This window comes from Dyadobacter sp. CY343, from assembly GCF_021390335.1.
In the GTDB taxonomy this organism is placed as follows: domain Bacteria; phylum Bacteroidota; class Bacteroidia; order Cytophagales; family Spirosomataceae; genus Dyadobacter.
Window position 1 is genome coordinate 72,106 of record NZ_JAJUXK010000010.1, and the last position, 25,223, is coordinate 97,328.

Below are 25,223 nucleotides of genomic sequence, written 5' to 3' on the forward strand. Positions count from 1 at the left end.
GCAAGGAAATATTTTCAAACACCACAACAAAAAACCGGCAGCCAGATGATCTGACTGCCGGGGTAAACTAAAAGTCTGGTGAATAATTATCTTGGTCCGCGACTGTGGTTACGGTTTCCATAATGGTTGCCGCGGTTGTATTGTTGTCTGTAATGCCTGTTATCGTTGCGGCTTGGGCGGTGACGGTTGGCATGGATAACTCTTCGCGGAGCCGGCTTCACTACCACAACCCGTGGAGGCGGTGCATAGTAGTAGGGTCTGTGTCCGTAACTGTAACCGTGCCTGTATCCGTAGTCATAACCCGGGCTTACCGAACCGCGATAGGTACAGGAGGAAATCCCAACTGCTGCAATAATTGTTACAATCAATGGCAGCAAGAATCTATTTGTCTTCATGGCCTGAGTGCGTTTTGTTGATATTATAAAAACGATTTTTGGCTCTGAATAGTGCGTTTTTTGGGGGAGAAAGGAGGAGGGAGGAAGGGAGGATGTTTAGTTATCCACAGGGTGGATAAGCTGTAAATGTAGGGTAAAGAGTTGTAAATGGAGGTTTTGTGAAGTTGTTAACAGGTTATCCACAGTTGTAGTGTGGATAACTTGTTAACAAATATTAGCAAGTGAATTATGCTTCTACATCGTAAATCAGCACCTTTTCCCAGAGGTGTGCATTCTCGTCGACAAACTTCTTGTGAAGTGGGTGAACCTGGTACACATCGTGTGCTGCTTCATCTGCAAAAACGAGGATTTCCGCAAAATCATAAGTGGCGTCAATTACCGGGCGGCGCGTTGCTGCCGGGGTACCTATGTAAACTGATTCGATTGATTCAATGGCTTCGAGGGATTTAATTCCGGCCAGCAGCTGCTCGCGCGCTTCTGCATTATCCTTTTCTTTTAACCAAAAAAAGACATTATGTACAAACATGGATGATGGTTTTATAGGTTTTAAAATGCTTAAGAATTCACTTGTGTCACAAAATCCTCTTCACTATGCTCTGAATGCGCGCTGGTAAAGGCTTTTTCGAGCTTAAAAGAAAATGTGGTTCCCTTATCCGGCTTTGACATCACGGCGATCTTGGTGTCGTGCGCATTCAGAATGTGCTTTACAATCGCCAGGCCGAGTCCGGTACCGCCGATATCTTTGCTCCTGCTTTTGTCGACCCGGTAGAAACGCTCAAATATACGGTTCAAATGTTCGTGCGGAATGCCCGGCCCGGTATCCCGCACAGCCACTTCCATGTATTTTTTACCCTCACTGAATTGCACAGTCACCTTGCCGCCTTCATTCCCGTATTTGATCGCATTTTCGATCAGGTTGAGCATTACCTGCTCCATTCGGTCGGCATCGGCTTTAACCCACACTTCTGTAAGTTCGTCAGGCTTTACTTTTAATGTAACATTTCGGGATTTTGCGATATTTTCAAGTCTGCCGAAGATATTCAGCGCCATCAGCCGCATATCGACTGCGGCCATATTCATTTTAATATCGCCCGTTTCCATCTGGGACAAAACGAGCAGATCTTTTACGAGTACATCGAGACTATCCAAATTATTGGCTGCTTTGCGCAGAAAGCGCTCGCGTACTTTTTCATCATCCATCGCGCCGTCGAGCAATGTGTGGATAAATCCCTGGGCAGCGAAAATGGGTGTTTTAAACTCGTGGGATACATCAGCGAGAAATTCCCGCCTGAATAGTTCCAGCTTTTTCAGCTCATCGATCTCCTTCTGTTTTTTGGTAACATACACAAATATCTCATCATTGATCGTCTTCAACGGATTGGATTCCTGGATCAGCTTTTTGCGTGGAGCAAGATTAAAATCCCGCATTTTGAGCTTGTGAATGGTACGGTACATTTTATTCACCTCCCTGAAGACCAGAATATCGACCGTATACAGAACAAGAAAAAAGGAGGAGATAAACGCGGCAATAGAAACCACGAAAAGCATTCCTTTCGATACACCCTCGACAAACGCTAGAAAACTGCTGGTGATAAGGGAAATCAGGAATGCAAGTATAAATGCAATAAATCGGGGGCTCAGCGACATAACAAGAACATTATTCCCATAAAGTTAACATTTATGTCACTTATTAAGGTGCATTTAACGGGTGAGGCGGGATTTGTTAATGTTTGGGTAATGTGGTGGGGCGTTTGGGTCATTGGTGGTCATTGATTTGTCATTTGTAGCCATTTATGGTCATTGGTAGTTATTTCTTGTCAGGCGTACGTAGGTACTAATACTCTCAACAATCCCTGACTACAATGACCACGAATGACGACAGTGACAACTAATGACTACAAGTGACAATTAATGACCACCAATGACAATCCATAAAATCAAAATCCCCCCCGAAACTTATAAGTACTCGAAACCTTGTCGATAGCCACGATGTAGGCGGCGATGCGGAGGGATACTTTGTGTTTTTGGGAAACTTCGTATACTTTATCAAACGAATCTTTCATGATCCGGTCGGTGCGGCGGTTGATCCTTTCCAGGGTCCATTTGTAGCCGATCCGGTTTTGTACCCACTCGAAATAGGAGACAGTTACGCCCCCTGCATTGGCCAGGATATCAGGGACTACCATAATTCCTTTTTCATTGATAATATCGTCGGCTTTGGAAGAAGTAGGTCCGTTTGCGCCTTCTACGATCATTTTCGCCTGAATACCTGATACGTTTTTGCGAGTGATCACGTCTTCTTTCGCTGCCGGCACCAGTACGTCAACCGGTAGTGTCAGCAGATCGTCGCCGGGGATCAGTTCGGCGCCGGTAAATCCTGCCAGAGAACCTTTATTCGCGTCGCGATAAGCAACCGCAGCAGCAATGTCAATGCCTTTATCGTTATAATATGCGCCTGAAATATCACTTACTGCGTGGATCGCCACACCTCGGTCGCGGAGGAGTAATGCAGCGTGTGAGCCCACATTGCCAAAACCCTGAACCGCAGCAGTCGCACGATATGGGTTGATCCGCAATTTTTCCATACCAGCCAGCGCCGAAACCATCACACCCCGACCGGTAGCCTCTGTCCGGCCCAGCGAGCCGCCCAGTACCAGCGGTTTTCCGGTTACTACCGCAGGCACCGTCATCCCTTTTGATTTAGAGTATTCGTCCATCAGCCACGCCATTTCGCGCGGGCCCGTTCCCATATCGGGTGCTGGAATGTCCTGATCCGGGCCAAAAACGTCGAGCAAAGCAGTGGTATAAGCCCGCATCAATCGTTCAATTTCACCGGCCGACATCTCACGCGGGTTACATGCGACACCGCCTTTTGCACCCCCATAAGGAATATCGACTACCGCACATTTCCACGTCATCCAGGCAGCGAGCGCGCGCACTTCGTCCAGATTTACATCAGGATCAAAGCGGATACCTCCTTTGCTGGGACCTAAAATAGTGGAGTGGATTACGCGGTAACCTTCGAAAGTCCTGATCTCACCGGAGTCCATTGTGACGGGCAGACCGACGATTACCTGCTTGCGGGGGACTTTTAATATGTGGTACATTTCTTCGGAAATTCCGAGAATTTCCACGGCTTTATCAAATCTCTGCATCATTGACTCCAGCGGATTTTCCTTATCCTTAATGGGAGCCGGTTCTATGTATGACATTTTCTAACTTGTTGAAATAAAGAATGTTAATGAATAATGTGTATTAAACGATACAAACTTACGGCATTTGTTTTTATAATAACAAAAACTCAAAATATCTTGGAATACTACAATAAAATGCCAGAAGTAGATTGTTCTTTGGCGATTAGAATGTCAGGTATGAATTACCGCGATCAAATCATAAATCCAAATTTGATAACAGGTTTTCGTGATTTTCTAGAATAAGGCAAATTGACGGAATTCGAAATTTTTTTTGCAGCGTTTTTATAAAATAGCATTCCTAATGCAATCCCAACTCTTTTAGAAAGCCTTCGCGGAAATTACTGCCGATCGGGATCTCGGTTGATTTGATAAATAGCCGGTTACCTTCCATGTGACTGATCCTGGATTTGTTGACAATAAAAGACCTGTGTACACGGGAGAAAACGCTTTTCGGTAGCAGTTCTTCGAAGCCGGAGAATGTCATAGCCGGGAAAAGTGTCTGTTCGGAGGTAACGATTTTGGTATTATTGCCACTGGCTTCAGCAAATAGAATTTCGTTAAAATGCAGTTTAAATATCTTGCCTTCTGTTCTGATGAAAATGTAATCTATCTGGTTGGGCTCCGGACTATTTTGGAAATGCGGAGAAACTTGCAGTCGATCCACAGCTTTGTCGACGGCTGAGATAAATCTTTCGAGCGAGAAGGGTTTCAGGAGATAATCGCACGCTGCCAAGTCGAATGCATCTAGCGCATATTCTTTATAGGCAGTTGTAAAAATGACCTGTGGCGGGTTTTTCAGCGTTTTTAGAAATGTCACACCGTCAATCACGGGCATATTGATATCTAAAAAAAGAATATCTACTTTCTGTTCAAATAGCAAGTTCTTCGCTTCCAATGCATTGCCGACAGATGCGATTACATTCAGGTACGACAGGTGTGTGCAATAGGTTTTGAGAATATCCCGCGCAATAGGCTCGTCGTCTACGATCATGCATTTCAATTGCTCCATTTACTTTGCTTTAAGTCTGAGTGTAACGTGATAGCTCGTTGGTTCCGTTTTAACAGTCAGCTCGTGGTTATTCTGGTATAATAGTTCCAGCCTCTTCTTCACATTAGGAAGTCCGAAACCGCTGTTTTCTCTCAATATCGTGTTTTCTTCTTCTTCGAATTTTCCACAGGAGTTTTTAATTGAAAAAAGGATATAGTTATCGAAGGTTTTAAGCGAAATCTCGATAAATATCTGCTCGTCGGCTGTGTTTTTAGAATGCTTGAATGCATTTTCTATAAATACAATCAGCAGCATCGGGGCTACTTTAATGCTCGGGTCCTGCACATTTTCAATGTCGGTCACCAGCGTCAGCCGCTCGCCGATCCTGATCTTTTCAAAATCAATGTAATTGTGAATATAGGCCAGCTCGCCTTTCAGCGGGACAAATAATTCCGCGGAATCGTAAACCGAGTAACGCAACAGATCGGCCAGTTTGAGGAGGAGCGGCGGGATTTTTTCGTGCTGGGTAAGCGACAGTCCGTACAGATTGTTGAGGGTATTGAATAAAAAATGCGGGCTCAGCTGTGATTGCAGCAAATGCAGCTCGCTTTGGCTATGCGCCGCCTGGCCCTTTGCCTCACGCAGTTCAGTTTTTCCGATAGCACTCAGCAATTTCAAGACCATACCGAGCAAGATGCTGGTAACTGCAAACAGTATCCACATCGTAGGCAAATGCACCGGGCGGGAGCCGGAGATCGCGGCCCCGAGTTGCATCAACAGCATGATGTTACAAATAACCAGCGCGATCAAAAGGGAAATTACCAGTTTCTGAAGTGGGTGAAAACGGGCAGCGATCAGTTCGGAAAAGTATCTGCCCAGGAAAATACTGGTTAGAAATGACAGCGTAAGTGCAGGGGCAACTAGCTGGTTTTCAGGAACGACAATCAGGTCGGTAATTAAGGTCATAGCAACCCAGATCGGCCCGGCAGCTACTGCCGACAGGAAAAGGTATTTGTCCCTTGTTTTAAAACCACTTTTTGTCCAGATATCCATCTTGTTTGTCAATTTAAGTACTTCACAAATATGATGTTCCTATTGCCTGGATATAAATGTGCGGGACAGAAAGGCGTTGCTGACTGATCAATGAGCAGATTAGCATTTCTAAACTGATTCTTTGAAGTGTGTACAAAGCAAAAACGGGCAGCTCTCAGAGCTGCCCGTTTCAAATTCAAAGATATTGGCTTTTACGCCATTTCCATTTTACCGGAATTACGCTTGCGATCGTTTTCTTCCAGATAGATCTTCCGCATACGGATGCTTTGCGGAGTTACTTCAAGATATTCATCTTTCTGGATGTACTCCATTGATTCTTCAAGCGAGAAATTGATTTTCGGAGCGATTCTCAAACCGTCATCAGTACCAGAAGCACGCATGTTGGTTAATTTTTTCGCTTCCTGAAGGTTTACCACGATATCGTTCGGGCGGTTGTGCTCGCCGATAACCTGTCCACCGTAAATTTCATCACCAGGCTCTACGAAGAAACGGCCGCGATCCTGCAATTTATCAATTGTATAACCAGTAGCTGGTCCTGTGTTTTTTGAAATGATAGAACCACTGATACGTCCTGGGATTGGTCCGCGGAATGTACCGAATTCTTTGAAACGGTGCGTCATAACTGCTTCACCCTGAGTTGAAGTCAACACGTTAGAACGAAGTCCGATCAAACCTCTTGAAGGGATCAGGAATTCAAGGTGTTGCAAATCGCCTTTTGGCTCCATAACGAGCAATTCACCTTTACGCTGCGTTGCCAACTCGATTACTTTACCAGCAGTTGATTCAGGTACGTCTACAACCAATGTTTCAATCGGTTCCAAACGCTCGCCTTTTTCATCTTCTTTGAAAAGAACCTGAGGCTGACCCAATTGCAACTCGTAGCCCTCGCGACGCATTGTTTCGATCAATACCGACAAGTGAAGGATACCACGACCAAAAACAAGGAATTTATCTTCTGTATCTGTTGGCTCAACGCGCAATGCAAGGTTTTTCTCAGTTTCTTTCATCAAACGGTCACGAAGGTGGCGTGATGTTACAAACTTGCCTTCTTTACCGAAGAATGGAGAGTTATTGATGGTGAACAACATATTCATTGTTGGTTCATCCACTGCAATACGAGCGATTGGCTCAGGGTTTTCAAGATCAGCAAGTGTGTCGCCAATTTCGAAATCTTCGATACCAGTTACTGCGCAGATATCACCTGCTGTAACTTCGGCAACTTTCACCCGGCCAAGTCCTTCAAATGTCTGAAGTTCTTTCACTTTCACTTTTTTGATCACACCATCTGCTTTGCAAAGTGACAATGTAGATCCTTCTTTGATAGTACCGCGTTTCACACGACCAATTGCGATCCGGCCAACGAATGCATTGTAGTCAAGTGAAGTGATTTGCATTTGCAGCGTACCTTCGTCGATAACCGGCGCAGGAATGGATTCGATGATTGTATCCAGCAAATAGGTAATATTATCAGTAGGATGCTGCCAATCCGGGCCCATCCAGCCTTGTTTTGACGAACCGTAAACTGTAACGAAGTCAAGTTGATCCTCAGTAGCACCTAGGTTGAACATCAGGTCAAATACATTTTCCTGAACTTCTTCCGGGCGGCAGTTTTCTTTATCTACTTTATTAACAACGACGATCGGCTTCAAACCCAAATCGATCGCTTTTCCCAGTACAAAACGGGTCTGTGGCATCGGGCCTTCGAAAGCATCGACCAGCAACAATACGCCATCCGCCATCTTAAGTACACGCTCCACTTCACCACCAAAGTCGGCGTGACCTGGGGTATCGATTACGTTGATTTTATAGTCTTTGTAACGAACAGATACGTTTTTCGAAGTAATTGTAATTCCACGCTCACGTTCCAGGTCGTTGTTGTCAAGAATAAGGTCGTCGAACTCCTGATTCTCTCTGAAGAGCTTTGAAGCGTGGATGATTTTGTCAACCAATGTGGTTTTACCGTGGTCAACGTGCGCAATGATTGCGATGTTACGAATGGCTTGCATTGTTTTATAGATCAATTGTTTACGAAACCTGAAATTGGATAGTTGGATAGAATTACCAGGCCCCGCTATGCTTGTTTGACTGAAGTATTGTCAAAATAAGGTGCAAATGTACGAGTTTTCTGCTGAATAGCAGTATTTTACAATTAAATTATTGTTAATAGCTGAAAAGGAGGCTTTATACTATGAGAAGTGCAAATGAAGGAAAGGGAAGTCAGAATGTTGCGATCTCTGCTTGTGACATTTTGTAAAGATTGTCAGGATCAAAGTCAACACCATTTTCCCAGGTTAATGTCCCATAAGAATCGAGTTTGACAGATTTGAAATAGTCGGGATCGGCAAGCTGACTTATGAGACCATCGTTGATCTTCCGATACTTTTCAATAACTTTTTCAAGATGGACTACACGGAGTTCGCCCGTATTGAACAGGCAGCTGACTGTGTAATCTTTTACGGAAACAATTTTTTGAATGTAGTACAGCATTTTATTGAAGCGGGTTAATCTTGTTCCACGATTTGTGATTCTCGCCCAGCGTCACAAAATTCTCTAACAATTCTACTTCATGAATAATTGCCCAGGCTTGTACCAATTTCAGCTGTTTCGGCGGAAGATAGCCTTCAAGCAGCTCAGCATTCTTGATTGAAATAATCGCTTTGAATTCCTGGAATTCTGCGTGAAAGTGGGGTGGATTGTGATCGTCGAAAAACATTCTGATAACGATTCCGAGAAAGCGGCTTATTTCAGGCATAGAATTATAATGTGTGAATGAGATTCAAATTTAAGATTTTCCTTCGACAGTTGGAGACAACGCCACAATTGTCTCGATTTTGCTTTCGCCGGCAGGTTTAGTTACTTTGTAAAGATTGACATAACAACAAACAGATACATGAATAAGAATTTGCTCGCCGGAATATTGCTTTCCGCTGCAACAATAGCGAATGCACAGGACGAGGCTGTAAAATATGCAGAAAGCATCACCAAGGATGATCTAAAAAAACACCTGGTGATTATCGCTTCCGATAGTCTTGAAGGCCGGGATACAGGCTCGCCGGGCCAGAAAAAGGCCGCTGAATATGTTTCCAAATACTACAAGCAATTTGGCTTGCAGCCAGGCGCAACCGATGCCGACGGATCAAAAAGCTTCTTACAAAAATATACCCTGCACAAAAGGAGCTGGGGCGAAGTGTATGTAAAAGCGGGAGATAAGAAATTTGAGTTCAATAAGGATTTTTACCTGAACGGGATATTAATAGCCCCTGAGGAGTCTTCTTCAGAGGTAGTTTTGGCTGGTTATGGTATTGATGATCAGGCATATTCCGATTACAAAGATCTGGACGTGAAGGGTAAGTCTGTTATCGTTTTCGAAGGCGAGCCGAAAGCTGCCGACGGGAAATACCTGATCAGCGGGACTGCTGAGAAAAGCAAATGGGGCGCGGCTGTGGGCTGGCAGAGTAAAGTAAAAGCGGCACACGAGAAGGGAGCGAAATATGTTTTTATTATCACCGATAAAACGGGCGATGATCTAGATAAGGAAATCCGGCAGCGGGCTGTGATGGCGCGCAGGTTCAATGCACCTACTTTAAAACCTGTTCAGGAAAACCCCAATAACATTGCGGCGGTGGGTGTATCGCAGGATGTAGCAGCCCAAATCCTGAATACGTCGGTGGCGAAGCTGGTAAAAAATAAAGCCGCTATTGACAAATCGGGCAAACCATTGACTAAAAATCCATCCGGGCAGGTAGCTGTAAAAGCGGAACGGACAAGCGAAACGATTGAGACGGAAAACGTAGCTGCTTTCATGGAAGGTTCTGATAAAAAGGAAGAAGTGTTGGTTATCAGCGCACATTTGGACCATATCGGTATTTCCCCAAACGGAGAAATTAACAATGGCGCAGACGATGACGGTTCGGGCACAGTATCTCTCCTTGAGATCGCGGAAGCATTCAGTAAAGCAAAAGCAGAAGGAAAAGGGCCGAGGAGAAGCATTCTATTTTTGAATGTAACCGGTGAAGAAAAAGGTCTTTTTGGTTCTGAGTATTATTCCGAAAATCCTTTGTTCCCGCTTAAAAACACGATTGCCGATTTGAATATAGATATGATCGGGCGCGTGGATGAAGCACATAAAAATGACCATAATTACGTATACCTGATCGGTTCAGATAAGCTTTCTTCCAAGCTGCACGAGATCAGCGAAGAGGCAAATAAGAAATATGTGAACTTTAAGCTGGACTATACTTTCAACGATCCCAAAGATCCGAACCGTTTCTATTACCGTTCTGATCACTACAACTTCGCGAAAGTCGGCATACCTGTGATTTTCTATTTTACAGGAGTGCACGAGGATTACCACAAGCCCGGCGACGATGTTGAAAAGATCTTGTTTGAAAAGCAAACTTCGATCGTTAAACTGGTTTTTCACACGGCTTGGGAGCTTGTGAATAGGGACGAGCGGATTGTGGTGGATAGTAATAAGGAATAGGGGAGAAAGGGAGGAGAGGGAGGAAGGAGGAAAGGGCCTTCGGCGTAGGGAGGAAGGGAGGAAGACTTTAAATTTCGTTTGTATGAAAATTCGGGTTTTGGGTTTTTTGGGGTTGATGTTTTGCTTTTTGGTGGAGGCCGGGGTTGCTCAGGTTCCTTCTGAAAATGCGTTGCTTTGGGAGATATCGAAACCAGGGCAGGCTAAACCTTCCTACCTCTTTGGTACCATTCACCTCATCTGCCCGGCAGATTTTGTGCTGAGCGATTCACTGAAATCCGCCGTGACAAAGTCCGGCCAGATCGCATTGGAGATGGATATGGACGATCCGGGGATGATGATGACGATGATGAAGTCTATGAATATGAAAGACGGCGTCGAGTTAAAAAGTCTGATCACTGAGTCCGAATACAACCAGCTTAACCGGTTTTACACTGATTCGGTTGGAATGGGGCTTGCGTTGCTTGAAAAGGCCAAACCTTTCGTGTTAATGGGGCCTCTTTTCCATGCAGTATTGGCTTGCCAGCCCCAGTCCTACGAAATGACACTGGTTGAGCTGGCCAAAAAGCAAAACATGGAAGTAGTAGGGCTGGAAGCGCTGGAAGAACAAATGGCGATTTTTGATTCAATACCCTATAAAGAGCAGGCAAAAATGATTGTCTCCATGATCAACGACCGGCCGAAAGCCAGAAAGGAATTCGAAGAGATGGTGGCACTTTACAAGCGTCAGAATATTCGCGGGCTGTATGATCTGACCATGAAAAGTGAATATGGGCTGGAAGGAAATGAGGAGATCATGCTTTTTGACCGAAATAAAAAATGGATACCCCGCATTCAGAAAATGATCAGCGAAAAGCCTACTTTCTTTGCGGTAGGCGCGGCGCATTTGGGAGGGGAAAAGGGCGTGATCGCATTGCTGCGGGGACAAGGATTTAAAGTTCGCCCGGTACTGTAATTCAGAATGCAGTAATCCACTGCAGCAGCCAGTCGGGGCTGAAAAATAGTGCCAGTACCGCAATTAATACAAATCCTGCCAATACTTTTCCCGCTATATTTTCACTTACTTCGCGCACTCCCGCTTTTTCAGTTTTGAAAAACAACAGATAAGGAAGTCGCAGGTAATACGCGAGCGAAATAGCCGCATTCAATATCCCGCCGATCAGCAGCCACAACATCCACGGAAATTCCTGCTGATGGTAGCTTTCCCAAAGTGCAGAGAATATTAATAGTTTTGAAGTAAAACCCACAGTTGGAGGTAATCCTGCGAGCGCGATCATAATCACAGTGAGTGTTCCGGAAATCCAGATATATCTTTTTCCCAACCCTTCATAATCGGCGAGAGTAGTGTCGGATTTTGGTTTTAAGAGGTCAATCAATAGAAATGCACCGAGGTTGATGATCAAATAGGAAGCAGTGTAAAATACAGCAGATTCAAACCCAAACCGACTGTAAGCCGCGATACCTACCAGCAGATAACCCGCCTGTGCAATAGAGGAATAGGCAAGAAGCCGCCGTGCATTGGTCTGCCACAATGCAGCTACATTCCCGATTGTCATGCTAATGAGCGCAATCCCGCCCAGGATCGGGAAGTATTGTGCAGGTAAAATTCCCGCAAGGCGCATTAATACCAATACAACAGCTACCTTAGGCGCCACAGATAAGAAGGAGACGAGCGGAGTAGGAGCAGCTTCATAAACATCCGGCGTCCAGACGTGAAACGGTACGAGCGAAAGCTTGAAAAGCAACCCGGCTAGCGTCAGTACAATGGTTACCGTTACCACCAGGTCATTATTGTTTGAAAGTCCGACCGTAATTGCTTCACTGGTAATATCCATAGTGCCGGTAATTCCGTAAATGAACGATATTCCATAAAGCATTACAGCCGAGCTCGCCGAGCCAAAAAGCAAATATTTAATACCTCCCTCGGCGGCTTTCCGGTACGGCGACAATGCGACCAGAATATAGGAACTGATGGAAATGAGTTCGAGTGACAGATAAATGGAGAGCAAATGTGTGGACATACTCAGCAAATTCATCCCGGCCACGGCCGCGATCAGCAATGCATTGTACTCCGGCGGGAAATCATATTTCAGGATCCGGACGTGTAAGAGGGTAAACAGCCAGGCAAATACAATTAATAACTTGAAAAAAACAGCCTGTCGGTCTAGAAATAGCAGGGGATGAAATTTGAACGAAGGCTCCGCATTCCACTGCATTAACACTAACCCAAAAGTGATAATGCAGCCAGCCAGCGCAATGTTTTGCAAATAGGCTGCGGATTTTGCCGGAGTTAGTTTTTTTAAAAAAAGCAGTTCAGCTAGCAGGATAAAACAAAAAAGGAGAGCCAGGAAAATTTCCGGAACGATGCCTGCTAAGCTTTGGCGTATATGTATGAGCTGTTCGCTGATATTCAATGGAACGGGTACAATTTTTTTGGCAAAAGTACTTAAAGATGACAGGGAAACCAGCCAATGCGGCTACCCAACTTCGAACTTATCAAATTAACCAACTTAAATCATGAATTATTTAAGAAGATTTTTTCTCTTAACACCAATATTACTTGCACACCTGGCGATCGCGCAGGATTCAACTGGTCTTGCAGGCACTGCCTACAATGAGGCTTCCGCAAGTACCGACGGTTCGCATTACCTGTTCAAAGAATGGTATTCAGGCAGTATCAAAACCAGTGACGACCGCGTTAAGGATGGAGTGAAAATCCGTTATGATGTAAATAAGGACGAACTGGAATATAAATCGGATTCTGGTATGTACCGCGTTTCGGCGGGTATCAAAGAGTTCAATTTGCCCACCGGCACGGATCTGTACACATTCAGAAGCGGCTATCCCTCGGTCGCAGATCAAACCGAGAAGAGCTTTTACCGATTGATGTACGACGGGAATACCAAGCTTTTGAAAAAATACGTGAAGCCGATTAAGGTTGAAAAAGCAAGTGCGACTACTCAAATGGATCCGTCTGCGAAGCTTTACATTCTGAAAGACGGAAAAATGAACCTTGTGGATCTGAAAAACCGGAATAGTTTTCTGAAACTGCTAACCGATGAAAAAAATAAAATGCAGTACGTGATCCGTGAGCAGCAGCTTGACTTCGCCGCTGACGATGACCTGATTAAATTACTGGAAGAATACGATTCTTACAAAGCGGGTCGCGGCGGTAACTAAGCCGTTATTTTTCTACGATCCAGCGATTCACACTATTGTATTTCGCTTCTAACACCACTTTAAAAAAGCCGGAAGGATATTTACTGATATCTATTTCGGCTTTTTCATTGGTAACCGGCACTTCGGCGGCCAGGTGATAAATGTCCCGAGTCCCTTTTGCGAAGTTGTTAGTAGTAGTGATCCAAACCTTCACTTTTCCTTCCTTATCGATTGATTTCCAGGTTGCTGCTATTTTACCCTGCTCTTTTTTAATAGTGGGATTATTGATTGAAATTTTCCCTGTGAGCGCAATTCCGTCTACTTCAAATGCCTGATCTTTTGGAATGTGAATGTCCATGTGCCGCGCGACTGTCGGCATAATGTCGACGATTCCCGGATTGGCTTTGAAGTTCGCATTCAGGTCTTTTGCATTCGTTACGATCCATGTCCCACGTTCGCGGTCAGACTGCCCGCCGTGGCCCTTTCCGGTCTTGCTATCGCGGCCGTGGTCGGTGGTAACCACCACCAGCCAGTCTTCATTAAATGTCTTTTCCCGGTATTGAACCGATTTCCAGAGTCTGCCCATTTGATCGTCCATCGTTTGAATAGCCTTGTGGAATTGTTCACTATCGCCGAAACGGTGCCCCATATCATCGGTAAATTCGAGATAAACCCATGACATATCCGGCGCATTATCGTGAATATAGAGCGCAGCTTCGTCCACTACTTTCTCATCGATTTGGTGAATGTACTCTGCCTGTTTGTCGTGTGGAAAATGAATGGTATCTACTTCCAGGCCGTCGAAAGAATAATCTAGCTGCAATTGATTAGTTTGTTCCAGCCCTTCGCCCACCAGCTTCGTGCGGTTATCTAGCCAGGTTGAAAATACGGCGCTTTTTTTGTGCGGATATTGAGTTTCTAAAAATCGGAATAAAGTCCAGTAATGGTAGTTGGGGTCTTTAATATCATTATCAAATACATTGTGCTTATTCACCCAGGTTCCAGTCAGCAGACTATTATACCCCACCGCCGAAATGGTCGGTGTTTCTGAATAGGTGCCTTTTTCTCCGCCTACGTGCGCGCGGGTATAGCCGCCTACTTTTGCAATCGCGTCAAGATTTGGAGCTGGAATTTTCTCTTTGCTATCGCTGGAAATCCCATCCACAATCACGAAAAGCGTCTTTTTTATTTTAGTTTGGGCAAAAATGCTTTCTTTTTGAAAAAGGACTAAGACGAAACTGAACAGAAATAACCGTAGAATTTTCATTTGAAACAGAATAAAAAATGCTCTCAAATTAACGGCGATTTTGCCGGATTTGAGAGCATTCATGCACTAAGAAATTATTAAATATCAGGGATTTGCCGGCAATGCTGGCGTTTCTTCGGTCTTTTTCTTTTTACCAAAAACATAAACAAGCCCAAAGTGGCTTTTCAGTACCCCGCTGTCGAATTCGTCCTTCACATAAGGATTCAGTTCCAGAGCGAGCTGAATGTTTCTGTTTTGAGGCAGAGGTGATATTCTAACACCCACATTCAGTGAATATCCGTCGATCGTAATCAGGTCTGCATCCGCGTCGGCAATGCGATAAAGCGGGTTCAGCCGAAGTCCGCCGCCAATATACCACTGTACAACTTCGCCCCTTTTGAGATTGATCATCGGAAGCAAATCGACGCTCAGGCTGCTGAAAAGCGAGTTCGTTTGAAAACGTGTATCGAGCCAGATCGCTTTTCGGGGGTTAGTACTTACCGAAAGCAGGCTGCTCCACGGGTAATATCCCACAGAAGCTTGCGCTTTCAAGGTTTCGGTACTTAATGCAGAAAGAACGAAGAGTAAGCAAAACAATTTTTTCATCACTAGCGGCGGATCGCTTTATTCAATTTACCGGCAGCCTGCATGGTATTCATTTTCTTCATCATTCTGCGCATTTCATCAAATTGCTTGATCAGATTGTTTACCTGTAAAATCGTGGTTCCGCTACCGGCTGCGATCCTTTTCTTGCGGCTTCCGTCGATCATATCCGGGTTTTCCCGCTCCTTTTTGGTCATCGACTGAATGATCGCCTCGATGGGTTTGAAGGATTCATTGCTAATATCAAGATCCTTCATCGCGCTGCCCATTCCGGGGATCATACCGATCAGGTCTTTCACATTACCCATTTTCTTGATCTGCTGTAATTGACCAAGAAAATCGTCAAAATCAAATTTGTTCTGACGCATTTTTGCGTTGATCCGCTTCGCTTCGTCTTCATCAAAAGCCTGCTGCGCGCGCTCAACCAGAGAAATAACGTCACCCATACCCAGGATCCTGCTCGCCATCCTGTCAGGATAGAAAGAATCCAGGGCTTCCATTTTTTCACCGGTACTGATGTATTTGATGGGCTTATCAACAATTTGACGAATTGAAAGCGCCGCCCCACCACGTGCGTCACCGTCGAGTTTTGTTAATACAACTCCGTCGAAATTGAGTCTTTCATTAAAGGTTTTAGCTGTGTTCACCGCATCTTGTCCTGTCATCGAATCCACGACGAAGAGAATTTCAGACGGTTTTACGGTGGATTTAATATCTTCCACCTCTTGCATCATCACCTCATCCACAGCCAAACGGCCCGCCGTATCGACGATCACGATCTTCTTGCCCGTCTTCCGCGCGTGCGCCACTGCATTCTGCGCAATGCTTACTGCATTTTTGTTCTCAGGCTCTGAATATACTTCCACACCCACCTGCTCGCCGAGCACTTTCAGCTGGTCGATTGCCGCTGGGCGGTATACATCGCAGGCAGTAAGCAATACCTGGCGACCTTGTTTTTTGAGTAATGCAGCCAGTTTTCCGGAGAAAGTGGTTTTACCCGAACCCTGCAAACCTGCGATCAGGATCACAGCGGGATCGCCTTTGATATTAATCCCTTCGGCTGTTCCGCCCATCAGCTCGGTCAGCTCTTCCTGGACGATTTTGACGAACATTTGTCCCGGCTCGACAGAGATTAATATCTTTCTGTCAAGCGCCTTTTCGCGGATGCGATCTGTGATTTCTTTGGCAACCTTGAAGTTTACATCGGCGTCGACCAATGCTTTGCGGACTTCCTTGGTAGTTGCGGCAACATTTATATCGGATATCCTGTCCTTTCCTTTGAGTGTGCGAAAGGCATTATTTAGCTTATCCTGTAAGTTCTCAAACATGGATTATAGAGTATTATTCTTGATCTGAAATAAGTCACAAATGTATAAATAAAAAAAGGAGTACAGGAATGGAATCCTGTACTCCTTTAAATTCAAATGCGATATCTGAGTACTAACCTTATTTTTTGCCTTTGAACTTGGCGGCGATCCAGCGGAACATTTTCTTTTCTTTTTCCCAAAAAAATGAAAACTGGCCGAGTAAGAAACCGTATGCAAGCAGTAAAGTCTGGTATGTGGGGAAAATGAAAATGATGTAGGTAATGGTTTTCAGCCACATCGGCGTAAGATCGTCGTAGCCCAGGAGATAAAAAAGTCCCTTTCTGAACCAAACAACTGACGAGCCCGCCAAACTGAAAACGGCTAATACCACAAGAACCTGTCTGGTAGTCTCCAATCCCCATCTTTCCTGCATTTTACCTAACCAGGGCTGCGCATTTTTTTCTCCGCTCTGCATATATTAGTGTCTTGTCTGCGTTTTAATTTCCTGCAAAGAAACAATGCGAATCGCAATTTTCCTTGATTTTAATGAATGTTTAATAATGACTTTGGTCAGCGGAATTGACGATGCGCCGGACTATAAGCTGTATCCATAAAGCGTATAACTTGTTAGTTCTCCTCACAGTGAAGTGCCGATTCCAGGATCTGAAAATTTCTTATCCCTGATAAACTGTTCGTCATTCAGGGTTTTCAAAAATGCGATGATCGATTGTTTCTCAGTTGCATTCAACTGTATGCCTGCTTTGCTACCCGTTTTCAGAAGTGGGTCGAGAGTAGGGGATTCGTGGATGCTGAGTTTTGCATTATCATTTGCATAATGGTTCAGCACTTCTTCCAAAGTAGTAAACCGCCCATCGTGCATGTACGGCGCCGTGAGGCCGATGTTCCGCAGGCTTGGTACCTTGAATTTCAGGCGGTCGGCCTCATTTAATGTGATTGCATACCTGCCCTGGTCGTTGATCCGGTTGGGCTGCAATCCGTTATTTCTGAAACTATGGTCTGTAAAAAGCTCCGTAGCGTGACAGGAACTGCATTTTTGTTTAAAAACCGATAATCCCTCCTTTTCCAAAGCATTCAAAGCCGACGCGTCTCCCTGCAAATAATAATCATAGCGGGAAGTGGCCGAAACCATCGTCATCATAAACTGCGACAATGCTTTCATCATTTTATCCGCTGTAATTTCATTTGTTCCAAAAGCCGCTTCGAACATCTTGGGATAGTTGACCTGTTTGGCAGCGCCTGCCACAGGCGTTTTTCTAAGCTTTTCAACCACACTTGCAACTTTCTCGCCCATTTCAACCTGATTTTGAATAGGTACCGGCGGCACTTCGTCCATTGCGTGCACACCACCGTCCCAGAAAAAGGAAGTATTCCACGCCATATTTTGAACCGAAGGAGAATTCCGAATTCCGATCTTGTCATCTACGCCGTGGCTGAGGTCATGGCCGTGGTGGGTGAATGCAGCCTGCTGCTGGTGACAGGTTCCACAGCCTATATTGTCAGTTCTCGACAAAATCCCATCGTAAAATAGAAACCGGCCGAGCTCGATTCCTTCCTCGGTCAATGGGTTTTTGGACAGGTCATAAACCGGCGCGGGGAAATAGGAGGGCTTTGTAAATTGTACTGGCCTCGGCCCCGTTGGTTTCGGTTCCGGCTCGGGCAGCGGCTTTTCGGGATCCTTTCCACAGGAAATCAGCACCAGCAGTAGCCAGGCGAGTATGACCGAAAAGTTAAAGATCTTTTTCATCCCAGCTACTGACTTTAAATCAGTTGTTTCGCACCTCTTCGACACTGAACATATTCGCATAATTCTCGGCAATATTCGCCGAAAACGGTTCAAACATTACTCCCGATTTCTCTGCAATACGCAGTTTGGTTGGTCCGTCAAAAATTTTGAGGATATCAGCTTGAATATAAACCTGCGGTGTCGCTACGGTGGTAACTGAGGCTGCTTGACTACCGAAACTCAATTTTACCGTTTTGATATTGTTCAATGTTCTCCCCGATCTACCGCCGAAGCCGCCAATGTGGTATTCGTATTTTCCATTCGCTATGGTAGACGAGTCCGATTTTCCTTCGAACTTAAGGAAAATGTACCCCGGATTCCAGTTCCAATACATAGCTTCTTCGTTCGTCGGGCCAGTGTATATATCCAGGATCCCTTTTCTGTTCTCCGGCTCTTCAATACTTTTCAGACTGTCCACTCCGATCACATATTCAATTCCAGTATAACTACCCACCGGCACATCGCTAATCCTCAGACTTTTCGACGCTTCATTTCCTTCCCTTACTAAAAAGTAGCTCGAATCCTTTGGTACCGTAAAGCTGCTGCCGTCGGCTTTGGTGAATTTAATATTGGAAATATAGTAGTTGAGTTTGCTGACCGTAAAATCTTCTCCCGCTGCATTCGTATACGTAGCGCTGTTCAAAGCCAGTTTCGTATCGCCGGCCATGTTGTTGAAATTCACTAAGATACTACCGGTTTCAACAGCCGGCTCATTATCATTGGAACAGGAAAGCTGGACTAAGGCCAATGCGAGAAACGCGAGAGCAGAGGATATTGCAAAGTATCTTTTCATACACGATCTGAAACAGAATGAAGGCATTTACTAAAACTTAAAACAGAAAAAAGGGTTCATTTATGCGAAATCAGCTGGTTTAGGATGAAAAATAATATGTAGTAATTTTCCTATATTTGGCCTTTAAACAATATGGCAGGCATGCCTCCGTTTATGTTCAAAGCCATTTTTTCCAGGATTGACCTCTGTTCCATTCGCTTAAACTTTCACTATTATATTTAATATGATGCTTCTGCAAGCACTTACTGACTCTACGGTAGCAGCGCCTGTTGCTGACCAGGGACTTTCCATTATAGATCTTCTCGCAAAAGGGGGTTGGGTGATGTTACCGCTGGGCTTACTTTTCCTGGCGACTCTTTTTCTGATCATCGAGCGGTTTTTAGGAATTAGTGCAAATGGAAAGATCGAGCCGCAGTTTGTGGACAATGTTAAAGATTTTATCCAGCAGGGTAACCTGAAATCGGCAGAGTCGCTTTGCCGCAACCAGCGCAATGCAGCGGGCCGGATCCTGGAAAGAGCTTGTGGCCGAATCGGTTACCCGATCAAGGACATTGAAACGACTATTGAAAATGCCAGCCAGATCGAGATTCAGCGCATGGAAGGTAACTTGCCTTACCTCGGTGTAATCGCAGGTATCGCGCCTATGCTCGGGTTTGTGGGTACGATTTCGGGTATTATCCGGATTTTCTACGATATTTCCATTTCCAACGACTTCAATATCAGTACAATTGCAGGTGGTATGTATGAAAAGATGATCACTTCCGGTTCGGGTCTGATCATTGGTCTGATCGCCTACGCAGGGTACCACTTGCTGAATATGAAAATCGACAATTTCGCATTGCGTCTGCAAATGGCGGCTTCTGATTTTCTGGATGTATTACAAAAGCCTGTGGCTGCGAAGTAAAAGACAAATCAATTTATGAAAATACGTCGCAAGAGCCGGTTTGCCCCTGAGGTGTTCACGCACTCGCTCAACGATATCATGTTTTTCCTGCTGCTGTTCTTTTTGATCATCTCCACGATGTCCAATCCGAACGTGATCAAGCTGATGCTCCCCAAAGCTTCCGCCACGCAGCAGATGTACAAGAAACAGATTACGCTGTCGGTGGATGACAACAAGGGTTACTTTATTGATAAAGAACAAATTCCATTCGACCGTCTCGAATCCGAACTGCAAGGCATTTTCGCCAATGTAGAAGACCGCACGATCGTTTTGAGAGTAGATAAAAATTTGGCAGTTCAGGACCTCGTAGATGTACTTGAACTAGGCGCGAAGAATGATATTAAGATGGTAATGGCTACTGCGAAGTAGGGGGAAAGGGAGGAAGGAGGAAGGGACGAAGGATTTGTCAGTCTGAGCGCAGTCGAAGACACGTGCACCATGTCTTCGACTGCGCTCAGACTGACAAAAATTGAACGCTCAGCCAGAAAATTTTAAATCAGTGACTCCGTCCTTAATTTTCCTCCATCCTCCCTTTCTTCCCCTTACTCTGTTTATCCCATTTTCTCCTTCCTCCGTTCCTCCTTCCTCCCCTAACTCCCGGCACTCTCGTAGATCTTCGAAACAATCTTCTGCAAAATCGCTCCCTGCTCTGCATTCGCTATATTACTATGTTTTCCTTCGCAAGCATCGAGGAATGCAATTGTGTTTTTGAGTTGAATATCTGCTTCTTCTATGTGCGGAAAATCAATATTTGCCAATTCGCTTCCGATTTCTGTGAATAGCGAAAGTGGCTTGTAAACTGCCCCTCCGTTAGTGCCGAATACTTCCAGGTTAATATCTTTCTCAGCCTTCATATTCAATGCGAATGAAGCTGATAATGAGATACTCGAATTGTCGGGGAATGATAAATGTGCAAAACAGGCGTCTTCCACCTCGAAACTGTCCGGATTCCATTCCCCCATCAAACCTTTTCCGCCTGCCTTACCCAGAAAATCGTAGGTATTAGCTACAATCCGGTCGGGCATCTGGTAATCCAGCATTTCAAGCGCGAGGTCGAGGATATGCACGCCGAGGTCCATTAATGCGCCTCCTCCCTGTATGGATTTATTGGTGAAATTACCCCAGCCCGGAATCCCGCGTCGACGGAGATAATTGGCTTTAATATGATAAATGCGGCCCAGCGTTCCTTCTTCGCGACACTTTTTGATTAAGGTAAATTCGGGAGTTTGGCGCAGTTGCAGATTATAGGCAAGTATTTTTCCTTTTTCTCTGGCTAGTTCCGCCATTTCGCTGGCTTGCTCGGCAGAAAGTGCCGGCGGCTTTTCACAGAATACGTGACAGTCGTTTTCGAGCGCCTGAATCGCAAAAGGGTAATGCAGATTATTGGCAGTACAGATCACAACAATATCCGGCCTGCCTTCGCCTGCGTACATTTCTGCGGCCTTATCATAAGCGAATGGGATCTGGTGCTTGTCAGCCAGCGCACGGGCCTTTTCCTTTACCCTACTGCAAATCGAAACGATTTCAACCCGATCACCGAGCGCTTTTAATGCAGGAATGTGATTTTGATCGGCAATGTGGCCGCCGCCGATGATGGCGACTTTAAGAATGGGCATATTAAAACTGTTATTTCTGATTCGGTTGCCGTAAAATATGGAAACATTGCCAGAAATAACAGCCAATACTTTTATCTGTGACTAGTTACTTTTTTCGGCCGACTCTTTGAGGTACTTATACTTGCCGGTCGTTTGAAGCGTCATACCATAATTCGGCTGCGAAGAAGTCTGATAATTCATAAATCGATAGCTGCTTGAATCGGACTGGTATTTGTATTCTGCCTTTGGCGGGTTCAGCGAAGGTTTGAAAGTTTTCGGTTCAAAAAAATTGAGCGACGAATTGAAAAGCTCTTCAATTTCGACCTTTGCTACCTGAAAATTAATCGCGTATGCAGGCTGTTCGGGTAAATGAAATCCCTGGCGTTTGTCGGATTTCTCCACTGGCAGATCAAATCTGATCTCGATATTCTGCGCCACGCTCAGCGGTTTCCCATTCTGTATTGCGGGCTCCCATTTAGGCATGTTCTTCACAAGTCTGATCGCTTCTGCATCCAGACCAAATCCTACGCCTCTTACAATCACTATATTGCCAATAGATCCTTCTTCTGCAACGGTAAATCTCACGAACACGGAACCTGAGACAAGTGCTTTACTTGCGCTTTCCGGGTACTTGGTGTTAGTTTTGAGATATTCGAGCATCGCCTGATGTCCACCCGGAAACTGCGGCTTTTGTTCGGCTATCGCCAAGCCATCCGTATTTGTTTTAGGCGTGGCCGGCTGTGCTGTTTGAGATACATGGTCAGCCTTAGTCAGCTCATTTGCAGCTTCGAGCGTGAAATCGTAAGTAAGTTTGTTTTTAACGATGGTCATTTCCTGCGACTTGAACTGCACGTGACTGACTACGATCGAGGCGTGTTCCGGAACATTACGAAGTTCATATTTTCCCTGCTTATCAGTCGGTGCGCCCTGGTTAGTCCCTTTCACGATCACGATCGCATCGGCAATTTTGTTTCCGCTTTTGTCCGAAACAGTTCCTTTAATATCAATACCAAAACTTTCGTTAACAGCCGGATTTTCACGTTCCGGCGCAGGCAGATACGTTCTTGACGCGGTCAGAAAAACAGTGATTGCAGTCAATGGGACGATCAGCGCATATTTCCCCAGCAACCATTTCGAAGTGCGGTTTTTGTATATCATCTGGATTCTGTTTTTAAGTAAGGATGAATTGGCAAAATGATTAGCAAGTACCTGTTCAGGCACTTTTAATGCATAGGAGACGAGAAAACTCGCATAACGGTCACGGTTAGGAGCTTCCACGTCAGCCAGGTATTCGTGCACAGCCTGTATCGAGCGCTTGTACATCCACACTACCGGATTGAACCAAAACACTACTTTCAGCAACTCAATCAAAACAACATCGAAACTATGCCACTGCCGGATATGCACATATTCGTGGCGGATGATCCCGTCGGGGTTATTTTCGTAGTCAGCCCTGTTCACGATCAGCCATTTAAAGAATGAAAATGAGCCGGTATCTGCATTTTGGAGCTGTCCGTTGTCAAGTAACAGGAGCGTGTAAGCTTCCGTGCGGATGCGCTCGCCCTGGCGGAGCAGCGAAAATAATTTTTGAAATGAGCTTAATAACCTGAAAGTCATGACCATAACTCCGGCCAAATAGCAACCCGCGACTAGCATAGCCCAGTTGAAGGGCGCTTCTACCGTTTCAGTAACCGCGGGAATTAGCTGCGTGGTTTGCTGGTCGTAGCTCGTTTCCAATACCGGCGCAGGAACCCAAAATGTGATCGCAGGGAGCAGGAACGCTGCTCCAATCGACGCTAATAAATAGAATCTGTTCCACTTAAAGAACGTATGCTGTCTGAAAAACAACCAGTAACAGCCGTAGAACAGGACCAGGTACAAGTTGGTCTTCGCCAGGTAGCTTAGCGTTTCCATGATTTCTAGTTTTTCTTGGTCGTGATCAGGACTACGCCATTTTTACCTTCTTCTCCGTATACATCCGTTGTTCCTGCTTTTTTCAAAACACTAATCGATTCAATTTTATCGGGATCAAGTTCGGATGCGCTGAAACCGTCCGTTTGTTTAACACCGTCGATGATATACAATGGCGGATTTTTCTCTGCCGACGGGTCGCCTTTGAACCGTACTCCTACGCTGGCTGTACCACCCGGGTTCAGCTCACGCACTTTGGCGGTACCTGAGGCTGGGTCGTTCCTTTTATCGGAAATATGAACGACAGTAGCCTCGTTTGAAGCTTCCGGCTTGGCTGGTTTTGTAGTAATATCGATCACTCCGCCTTTCGCCTTGCTACCGTAAGAAGCAATAGCCTGGTCACCTTTAAGTACATTCACCGACGCGATCTGGTAAGACTGGACGTTTTTCTGAACATCCTCCTTTTTCATTTCTTTCCCGTCCACGATGTACAGCGGATTACCTTTCACGTCTTCGGAGCTTAATTTTGCCGTATTTTCCTCTAATTGAAAGTTAATCGGCAGGGTAACTTTTACATTCACTTTGTGCCCGCTCTGTTCTCCCGGTGCCCAGGCGGGCATGCTTTTGACCACGCGCATCGCCTCGTCGTCGCAACCAAACCCGATTCCTTTTAAAATCGATACATTCTGGACGTTACCTGACTCGGTTACGATAAAAGAAACGAACACCTTACCCTGCACATTTGCTTTTGCCGCAGCTGTCGGATATTTGATGTTTCTGGCTAGAAATTGAAACATCGCTGTCTCCCCTCCCGGATATTTCGGTTGGGTTTCCACTACCGTGAAAACTTTGTCAGGCATTTTCTCTTCCCCAGTTTTGGCTGTTTCCGGTTGCTTGTCTTCACGCTGCTCACAGCCGGCTACGAACAATGCGGTGGCGCCTATTAGTGTAGCTGCTGCCAGATAGGTACTCAGCAGCCATTTCGGGCTTCGGTTTTTGTAGATCATCTGGATTCGGGATTTAAGTTGTGATGGTTTAAAAAAATGGTTTGTCAATGAAGCGACGGGCGCATTTAATGCATAACTTACCAGAAAACGTGCATAATTCTCTCGGTTGGAGGCTTTCGAATCGGCCAGGAATTCGTGTACTTCCTGTAAATCGCGTTTGTAAAGGAGCAGGATCGGATTGAACCAGAACAGAACTTTCATGATCTCCAAAAACAGAATATCCGCACTGTGCCACTGCCTCGTGTGCACCATTTCGTGACATAGAATATCGTCAAAATGACTCTCATAATCGTTTCTGTTGATCACAATCCATTTAAGGAAAGAAAATGAGCCGATCTTGTTCGAGTCGATCATCACCACGGTGCAATCTTCCAGCTCGATCACTTCGCCGGATTTTAGGAAATTTCGGAGTTGCAGAATATGCCTGACCAGATAACTGAAGGAAATGATCAGTCCGATAATATAGACGAACCAGGCTACTTCCGTCCACATCACCAGCGGTTCTTCCTGCTGCTCAAACGTAATGGAGACCGGAGCCGAGTTTACTTCGTAAATAGCCGGGATCGTCGGCGCGGTTTCGGGATAGATCACAAAGGGCAATGCAAATGCGATCGCGATCGAGCCGAGCAGGTAAATGCGGTTCCACTGGAAAAAGGTGTGGTTCCGGAGCATCAGTCGGTAACAGGCAAATAATAAAATCCAGTACAGATTTACCTTGCCGATATATAAGAGCATATCCATGGCT

General features: G+C 45.2%; 24 protein-coding genes. 5 read left to right on the forward strand and 19 right to left on the reverse strand.

The window, feature by feature from the left end; translation table 11 throughout:
* Window positions 1-86: 86 nt before the first annotated feature.
* The 9 genes from LZG94_RS25215 to LZG94_RS25255 form a co-directional block, all read right to left on the reverse strand.
* Complete coding sequence (locus LZG94_RS25215) at window positions 87-395, reverse strand: hypothetical protein (RefSeq protein ID WP_233794435.1); 309 nt, start codon at window positions 393-395, stop codon at window positions 87-89.
* A gap of 226 nt (window positions 396-621) precedes the next feature.
* On the reverse strand, window positions 622-921 hold the full coding sequence (locus tag LZG94_RS25220; protein WP_215235929.1) for a Dabb family protein: 300 nt from the start codon (window positions 919-921) through the stop codon (window positions 622-624).
* Between the two features lie 29 nt (window positions 922-950).
* Window positions 951-2,042, reverse strand: a complete 1,092-nt coding sequence (locus LZG94_RS25225; RefSeq protein ID WP_233794436.1) for a cell wall metabolism sensor histidine kinase WalK — start codon at window positions 2,040-2,042, stop codon at window positions 951-953.
* Between the two features lie 290 nt (window positions 2,043-2,332).
* Complete coding sequence (locus LZG94_RS25230; RefSeq protein ID WP_233794437.1) at window positions 2,333-3,607, reverse strand: Glu/Leu/Phe/Val dehydrogenase; 1,275 nt, start codon at window positions 3,605-3,607, stop codon at window positions 2,333-2,335.
* 280 nt (window positions 3,608-3,887) lie between these two features.
* Entirely contained in the window at window positions 3,888-4,598 is a 711-nt protein-coding gene (locus LZG94_RS25235) for a LytTR family DNA-binding domain-containing protein (protein WP_233794438.1), read from the reverse strand.
* Entirely contained in the window at window positions 4,599-5,630 is a 1,032-nt protein-coding gene (locus LZG94_RS25240) for a sensor histidine kinase (RefSeq protein ID WP_233794439.1), read from the reverse strand. It abuts the gene before it with no gap.
* 191 nt (window positions 5,631-5,821) lie between these two features.
* Window positions 5,822-7,636 carry a translational GTPase TypA gene (typA, locus tag LZG94_RS25245; RefSeq protein ID WP_233794440.1) on the reverse strand — a complete coding sequence of 605 codons (1,815 nt, stop codon included), beginning with the start codon at window positions 7,634-7,636 and terminating at the stop codon, window positions 5,822-5,824.
* A gap of 211 nt (window positions 7,637-7,847) precedes the next feature.
* Window positions 7,848-8,117 (reverse strand): DUF2442 domain-containing protein, encoded by a 270-nt coding sequence (locus LZG94_RS25250; protein WP_233794441.1) that lies wholly within the window; start codon window positions 8,115-8,117, stop codon window positions 7,848-7,850.
* A gap of 1 nt (window position 8,118) precedes the next feature.
* Window positions 8,119-8,382 (reverse strand): DUF4160 domain-containing protein, encoded by a 264-nt coding sequence (locus tag LZG94_RS25255; protein ID WP_233794442.1) that lies wholly within the window; start codon window positions 8,380-8,382, stop codon window positions 8,119-8,121.
* Between the two features lie 138 nt (window positions 8,383-8,520).
* Here LZG94_RS25255 and LZG94_RS25260 point away from each other — a divergent pair, with 138 nt between their 5' ends.
* Window positions 8,521-10,113 carry a M28 family peptidase gene (locus tag LZG94_RS25260; RefSeq protein WP_233794443.1) on the forward strand — a complete coding sequence of 531 codons (1,593 nt, stop codon included), beginning with the start codon at window positions 8,521-8,523 and terminating at the stop codon, window positions 10,111-10,113.
* A gap of 82 nt (window positions 10,114-10,195) precedes the next feature.
* Window positions 10,196-11,065, forward strand: a complete 870-nt coding sequence (locus tag LZG94_RS25265) for a TraB/GumN family protein (protein WP_233794444.1) — start codon at window positions 10,196-10,198, stop codon at window positions 11,063-11,065.
* 1 nt (window position 11,066) lies between these two features.
* Here the strand turns inward: LZG94_RS25265 and LZG94_RS25270 are convergent, their stop codons facing one another.
* A complete protein-coding gene (locus LZG94_RS25270) occupies window positions 11,067-12,524 on the reverse strand; it encodes an NADH-quinone oxidoreductase subunit N (protein WP_233794445.1) in 1,458 nt (485 codons plus the stop codon).
* Window positions 12,525-12,627: 103 nt separating this feature from the next.
* Here LZG94_RS25270 and LZG94_RS25275 point away from each other — a divergent pair, with 103 nt between their 5' ends.
* Window positions 12,628-13,290 (forward strand): hypothetical protein, encoded by a 663-nt coding sequence (locus LZG94_RS25275; RefSeq protein WP_233794446.1) that lies wholly within the window; start codon window positions 12,628-12,630, stop codon window positions 13,288-13,290.
* 4 nt (window positions 13,291-13,294) lie between these two features.
* On the opposite strand, the gene LZG94_RS25280 is transcribed toward LZG94_RS25275, so the two are convergent.
* From LZG94_RS25280 to LZG94_RS25305, 6 genes are all read right to left on the reverse strand, one after another.
* The gene (locus tag LZG94_RS25280; RefSeq protein WP_233794447.1) at window positions 13,295-14,536 is read right to left on the reverse strand and encodes an alkaline phosphatase family protein; all 1,242 of its coding nucleotides are present in this window, start codon (window positions 14,534-14,536) and stop codon (window positions 13,295-13,297) included.
* Window positions 14,537-14,620: 84 nt separating this feature from the next.
* Entirely contained in the window at window positions 14,621-15,121 is a 501-nt protein-coding gene (locus tag LZG94_RS25285; protein ID WP_233794448.1) for a hypothetical protein, read from the reverse strand.
* Between the two features lie 2 nt (window positions 15,122-15,123).
* Window positions 15,124-16,446 (reverse strand): signal recognition particle protein, encoded by a 1,323-nt coding sequence (ffh, locus tag LZG94_RS25290; protein ID WP_233794449.1) that lies wholly within the window; start codon window positions 16,444-16,446, stop codon window positions 15,124-15,126.
* A gap of 118 nt (window positions 16,447-16,564) precedes the next feature.
* Window positions 16,565-16,900: a DUF6787 family protein gene (locus LZG94_RS25295; protein ID WP_215235945.1), complete on the reverse strand. Its 336-nt coding sequence runs from the start codon at window positions 16,898-16,900 to the stop codon at window positions 16,565-16,567.
* A 162-nt stretch (window positions 16,901-17,062) separates the two neighbouring features.
* The gene (locus LZG94_RS25300; RefSeq protein WP_233794450.1) at window positions 17,063-18,190 is read right to left on the reverse strand and encodes a cytochrome-c peroxidase; all 1,128 of its coding nucleotides are present in this window, start codon (window positions 18,188-18,190) and stop codon (window positions 17,063-17,065) included.
* 19 nt (window positions 18,191-18,209) lie between these two features.
* Window positions 18,210-19,022, reverse strand: a complete 813-nt coding sequence (locus tag LZG94_RS25305; RefSeq protein WP_233794451.1) for an MbnP family protein — start codon at window positions 19,020-19,022, stop codon at window positions 18,210-18,212.
* Window positions 19,023-19,245: 223 nt separating this feature from the next.
* Here LZG94_RS25305 and LZG94_RS25310 point away from each other — a divergent pair, with 223 nt between their 5' ends.
* Both LZG94_RS25310 and LZG94_RS25315 read left to right on the forward strand, forming a co-directional pair.
* On the forward strand, window positions 19,246-19,926 hold the full coding sequence (locus LZG94_RS25310; protein ID WP_215235947.1) for a MotA/TolQ/ExbB proton channel family protein: 681 nt from the start codon (window positions 19,246-19,248) through the stop codon (window positions 19,924-19,926).
* A 15-nt stretch (window positions 19,927-19,941) separates the two neighbouring features.
* A complete protein-coding gene (locus tag LZG94_RS25315; protein ID WP_233794452.1) occupies window positions 19,942-20,334 on the forward strand; it encodes a biopolymer transporter ExbD in 393 nt (130 codons plus the stop codon).
* A 221-nt stretch (window positions 20,335-20,555) separates the two neighbouring features.
* Here LZG94_RS25315 and LZG94_RS25320 read toward each other — a convergent pair whose 3' ends face one another.
* The 3 genes from LZG94_RS25320 to LZG94_RS25330 form a co-directional block, all read right to left on the reverse strand.
* Window positions 20,556-21,581 carry a Gfo/Idh/MocA family protein gene (locus tag LZG94_RS25320; protein ID WP_233794453.1) on the reverse strand — a complete coding sequence of 342 codons (1,026 nt, stop codon included), beginning with the start codon at window positions 21,579-21,581 and terminating at the stop codon, window positions 20,556-20,558.
* 81 nt (window positions 21,582-21,662) lie between these two features.
* Window positions 21,663-23,474: a M56 family metallopeptidase gene (locus LZG94_RS25325; RefSeq protein WP_233794454.1), complete on the reverse strand. Its 1,812-nt coding sequence runs from the start codon at window positions 23,472-23,474 to the stop codon at window positions 21,663-21,665.
* A gap of 5 nt (window positions 23,475-23,479) precedes the next feature.
* Complete coding sequence (locus LZG94_RS25330) at window positions 23,480-25,219, reverse strand: M56 family metallopeptidase (RefSeq protein ID WP_233794455.1); 1,740 nt, start codon at window positions 25,217-25,219, stop codon at window positions 23,480-23,482.
* Window positions 25,220-25,223 lie beyond the last annotated feature (4 nt).

What these genes read in the sequence shown, in the direction of transcription:
- LZG94_RS25215 (WP_233794435.1), bottom strand. Translation starts at nt 395, where the DNA reads ATGAAGACAAATAGATTCTTGCTGCCATTGATTGTAACAATTATTGCA.
- LZG94_RS25220 (WP_215235929.1), bottom strand. Translation starts at nt 921, where the DNA reads ATGTTTGTACATAATGTCTTTTTTTGGTTAAAAGAAAAGGATAATGCA.
- LZG94_RS25225 (WP_233794436.1), bottom strand. Translation starts at nt 2,042, where the DNA reads ATGTCGCTGAGCCCCCGATTTATTGCATTTATACTTGCATTCCTGATT.
- LZG94_RS25230 (WP_233794437.1), bottom strand. Translation starts at nt 3,607, where the DNA reads ATGTCATACATAGAACCGGCTCCCATTAAGGATAAGGAAAATCCGCTG.
- LZG94_RS25235 (WP_233794438.1), bottom strand. Translation starts at nt 4,598, where the DNA reads ATGGAGCAATTGAAATGCATGATCGTAGACGACGAGCCTATTGCGCGG.
- LZG94_RS25240 (WP_233794439.1), bottom strand. Translation starts at nt 5,630, where the DNA reads ATGGATATCTGGACAAAAAGTGGTTTTAAAACAAGGGACAAATACCTT.
- typA (WP_233794440.1), bottom strand. Translation starts at nt 7,636, where the DNA reads ATGCAAGCCATTCGTAACATCGCAATCATTGCGCACGTTGACCACGGT.
- LZG94_RS25250 (WP_233794441.1), bottom strand. Translation starts at nt 8,117, where the DNA reads ATGCTGTACTACATTCAAAAAATTGTTTCCGTAAAAGATTACACAGTC.
- LZG94_RS25255 (WP_233794442.1), bottom strand. Translation starts at nt 8,382, where the DNA reads ATGCCTGAAATAAGCCGCTTTCTCGGAATCGTTATCAGAATGTTTTTC.
- LZG94_RS25260 (WP_233794443.1), top strand. Translation starts at nt 8,521, where the DNA reads ATGAATAAGAATTTGCTCGCCGGAATATTGCTTTCCGCTGCAACAATA.
- LZG94_RS25265 (WP_233794444.1), top strand. Translation starts at nt 10,196, where the DNA reads ATGAAAATTCGGGTTTTGGGTTTTTTGGGGTTGATGTTTTGCTTTTTG.
- LZG94_RS25275 (WP_233794446.1), top strand. Translation starts at nt 12,628, where the DNA reads ATGAATTATTTAAGAAGATTTTTTCTCTTAACACCAATATTACTTGCA.
- LZG94_RS25280 (WP_233794447.1), bottom strand. Translation starts at nt 14,536, where the DNA reads ATGAAAATTCTACGGTTATTTCTGTTCAGTTTCGTCTTAGTCCTTTTT.
- LZG94_RS25285 (WP_233794448.1), bottom strand. Translation starts at nt 15,121, where the DNA reads ATGAAAAAATTGTTTTGCTTACTCTTCGTTCTTTCTGCATTAAGTACC.
- ffh (WP_233794449.1), bottom strand. Translation starts at nt 16,446, where the DNA reads ATGTTTGAGAACTTACAGGATAAGCTAAATAATGCCTTTCGCACACTC.
- LZG94_RS25295 (WP_215235945.1), bottom strand. Translation starts at nt 16,900, where the DNA reads ATGCAGAGCGGAGAAAAAAATGCGCAGCCCTGGTTAGGTAAAATGCAG.
- LZG94_RS25300 (WP_233794450.1), bottom strand. Translation starts at nt 18,190, where the DNA reads ATGAAAAAGATCTTTAACTTTTCGGTCATACTCGCCTGGCTACTGCTG.
- LZG94_RS25305 (WP_233794451.1), bottom strand. Translation starts at nt 19,022, where the DNA reads ATGAAAAGATACTTTGCAATATCCTCTGCTCTCGCGTTTCTCGCATTG.
- LZG94_RS25310 (WP_215235947.1), top strand. Translation starts at nt 19,246, where the DNA reads ATGATGCTTCTGCAAGCACTTACTGACTCTACGGTAGCAGCGCCTGTT.
- LZG94_RS25315 (WP_233794452.1), top strand. Translation starts at nt 19,942, where the DNA reads ATGAAAATACGTCGCAAGAGCCGGTTTGCCCCTGAGGTGTTCACGCAC.
- LZG94_RS25320 (WP_233794453.1), bottom strand. Translation starts at nt 21,581, where the DNA reads ATGCCCATTCTTAAAGTCGCCATCATCGGCGGCGGCCACATTGCCGAT.
- LZG94_RS25325 (WP_233794454.1), bottom strand. Translation starts at nt 23,474, where the DNA reads ATGGAAACGCTAAGCTACCTGGCGAAGACCAACTTGTACCTGGTCCTG.
- LZG94_RS25330 (WP_233794455.1), bottom strand. Translation starts at nt 25,219, where the DNA reads ATGGATATGCTCTTATATATCGGCAAGGTAAATCTGTACTGGATTTTA.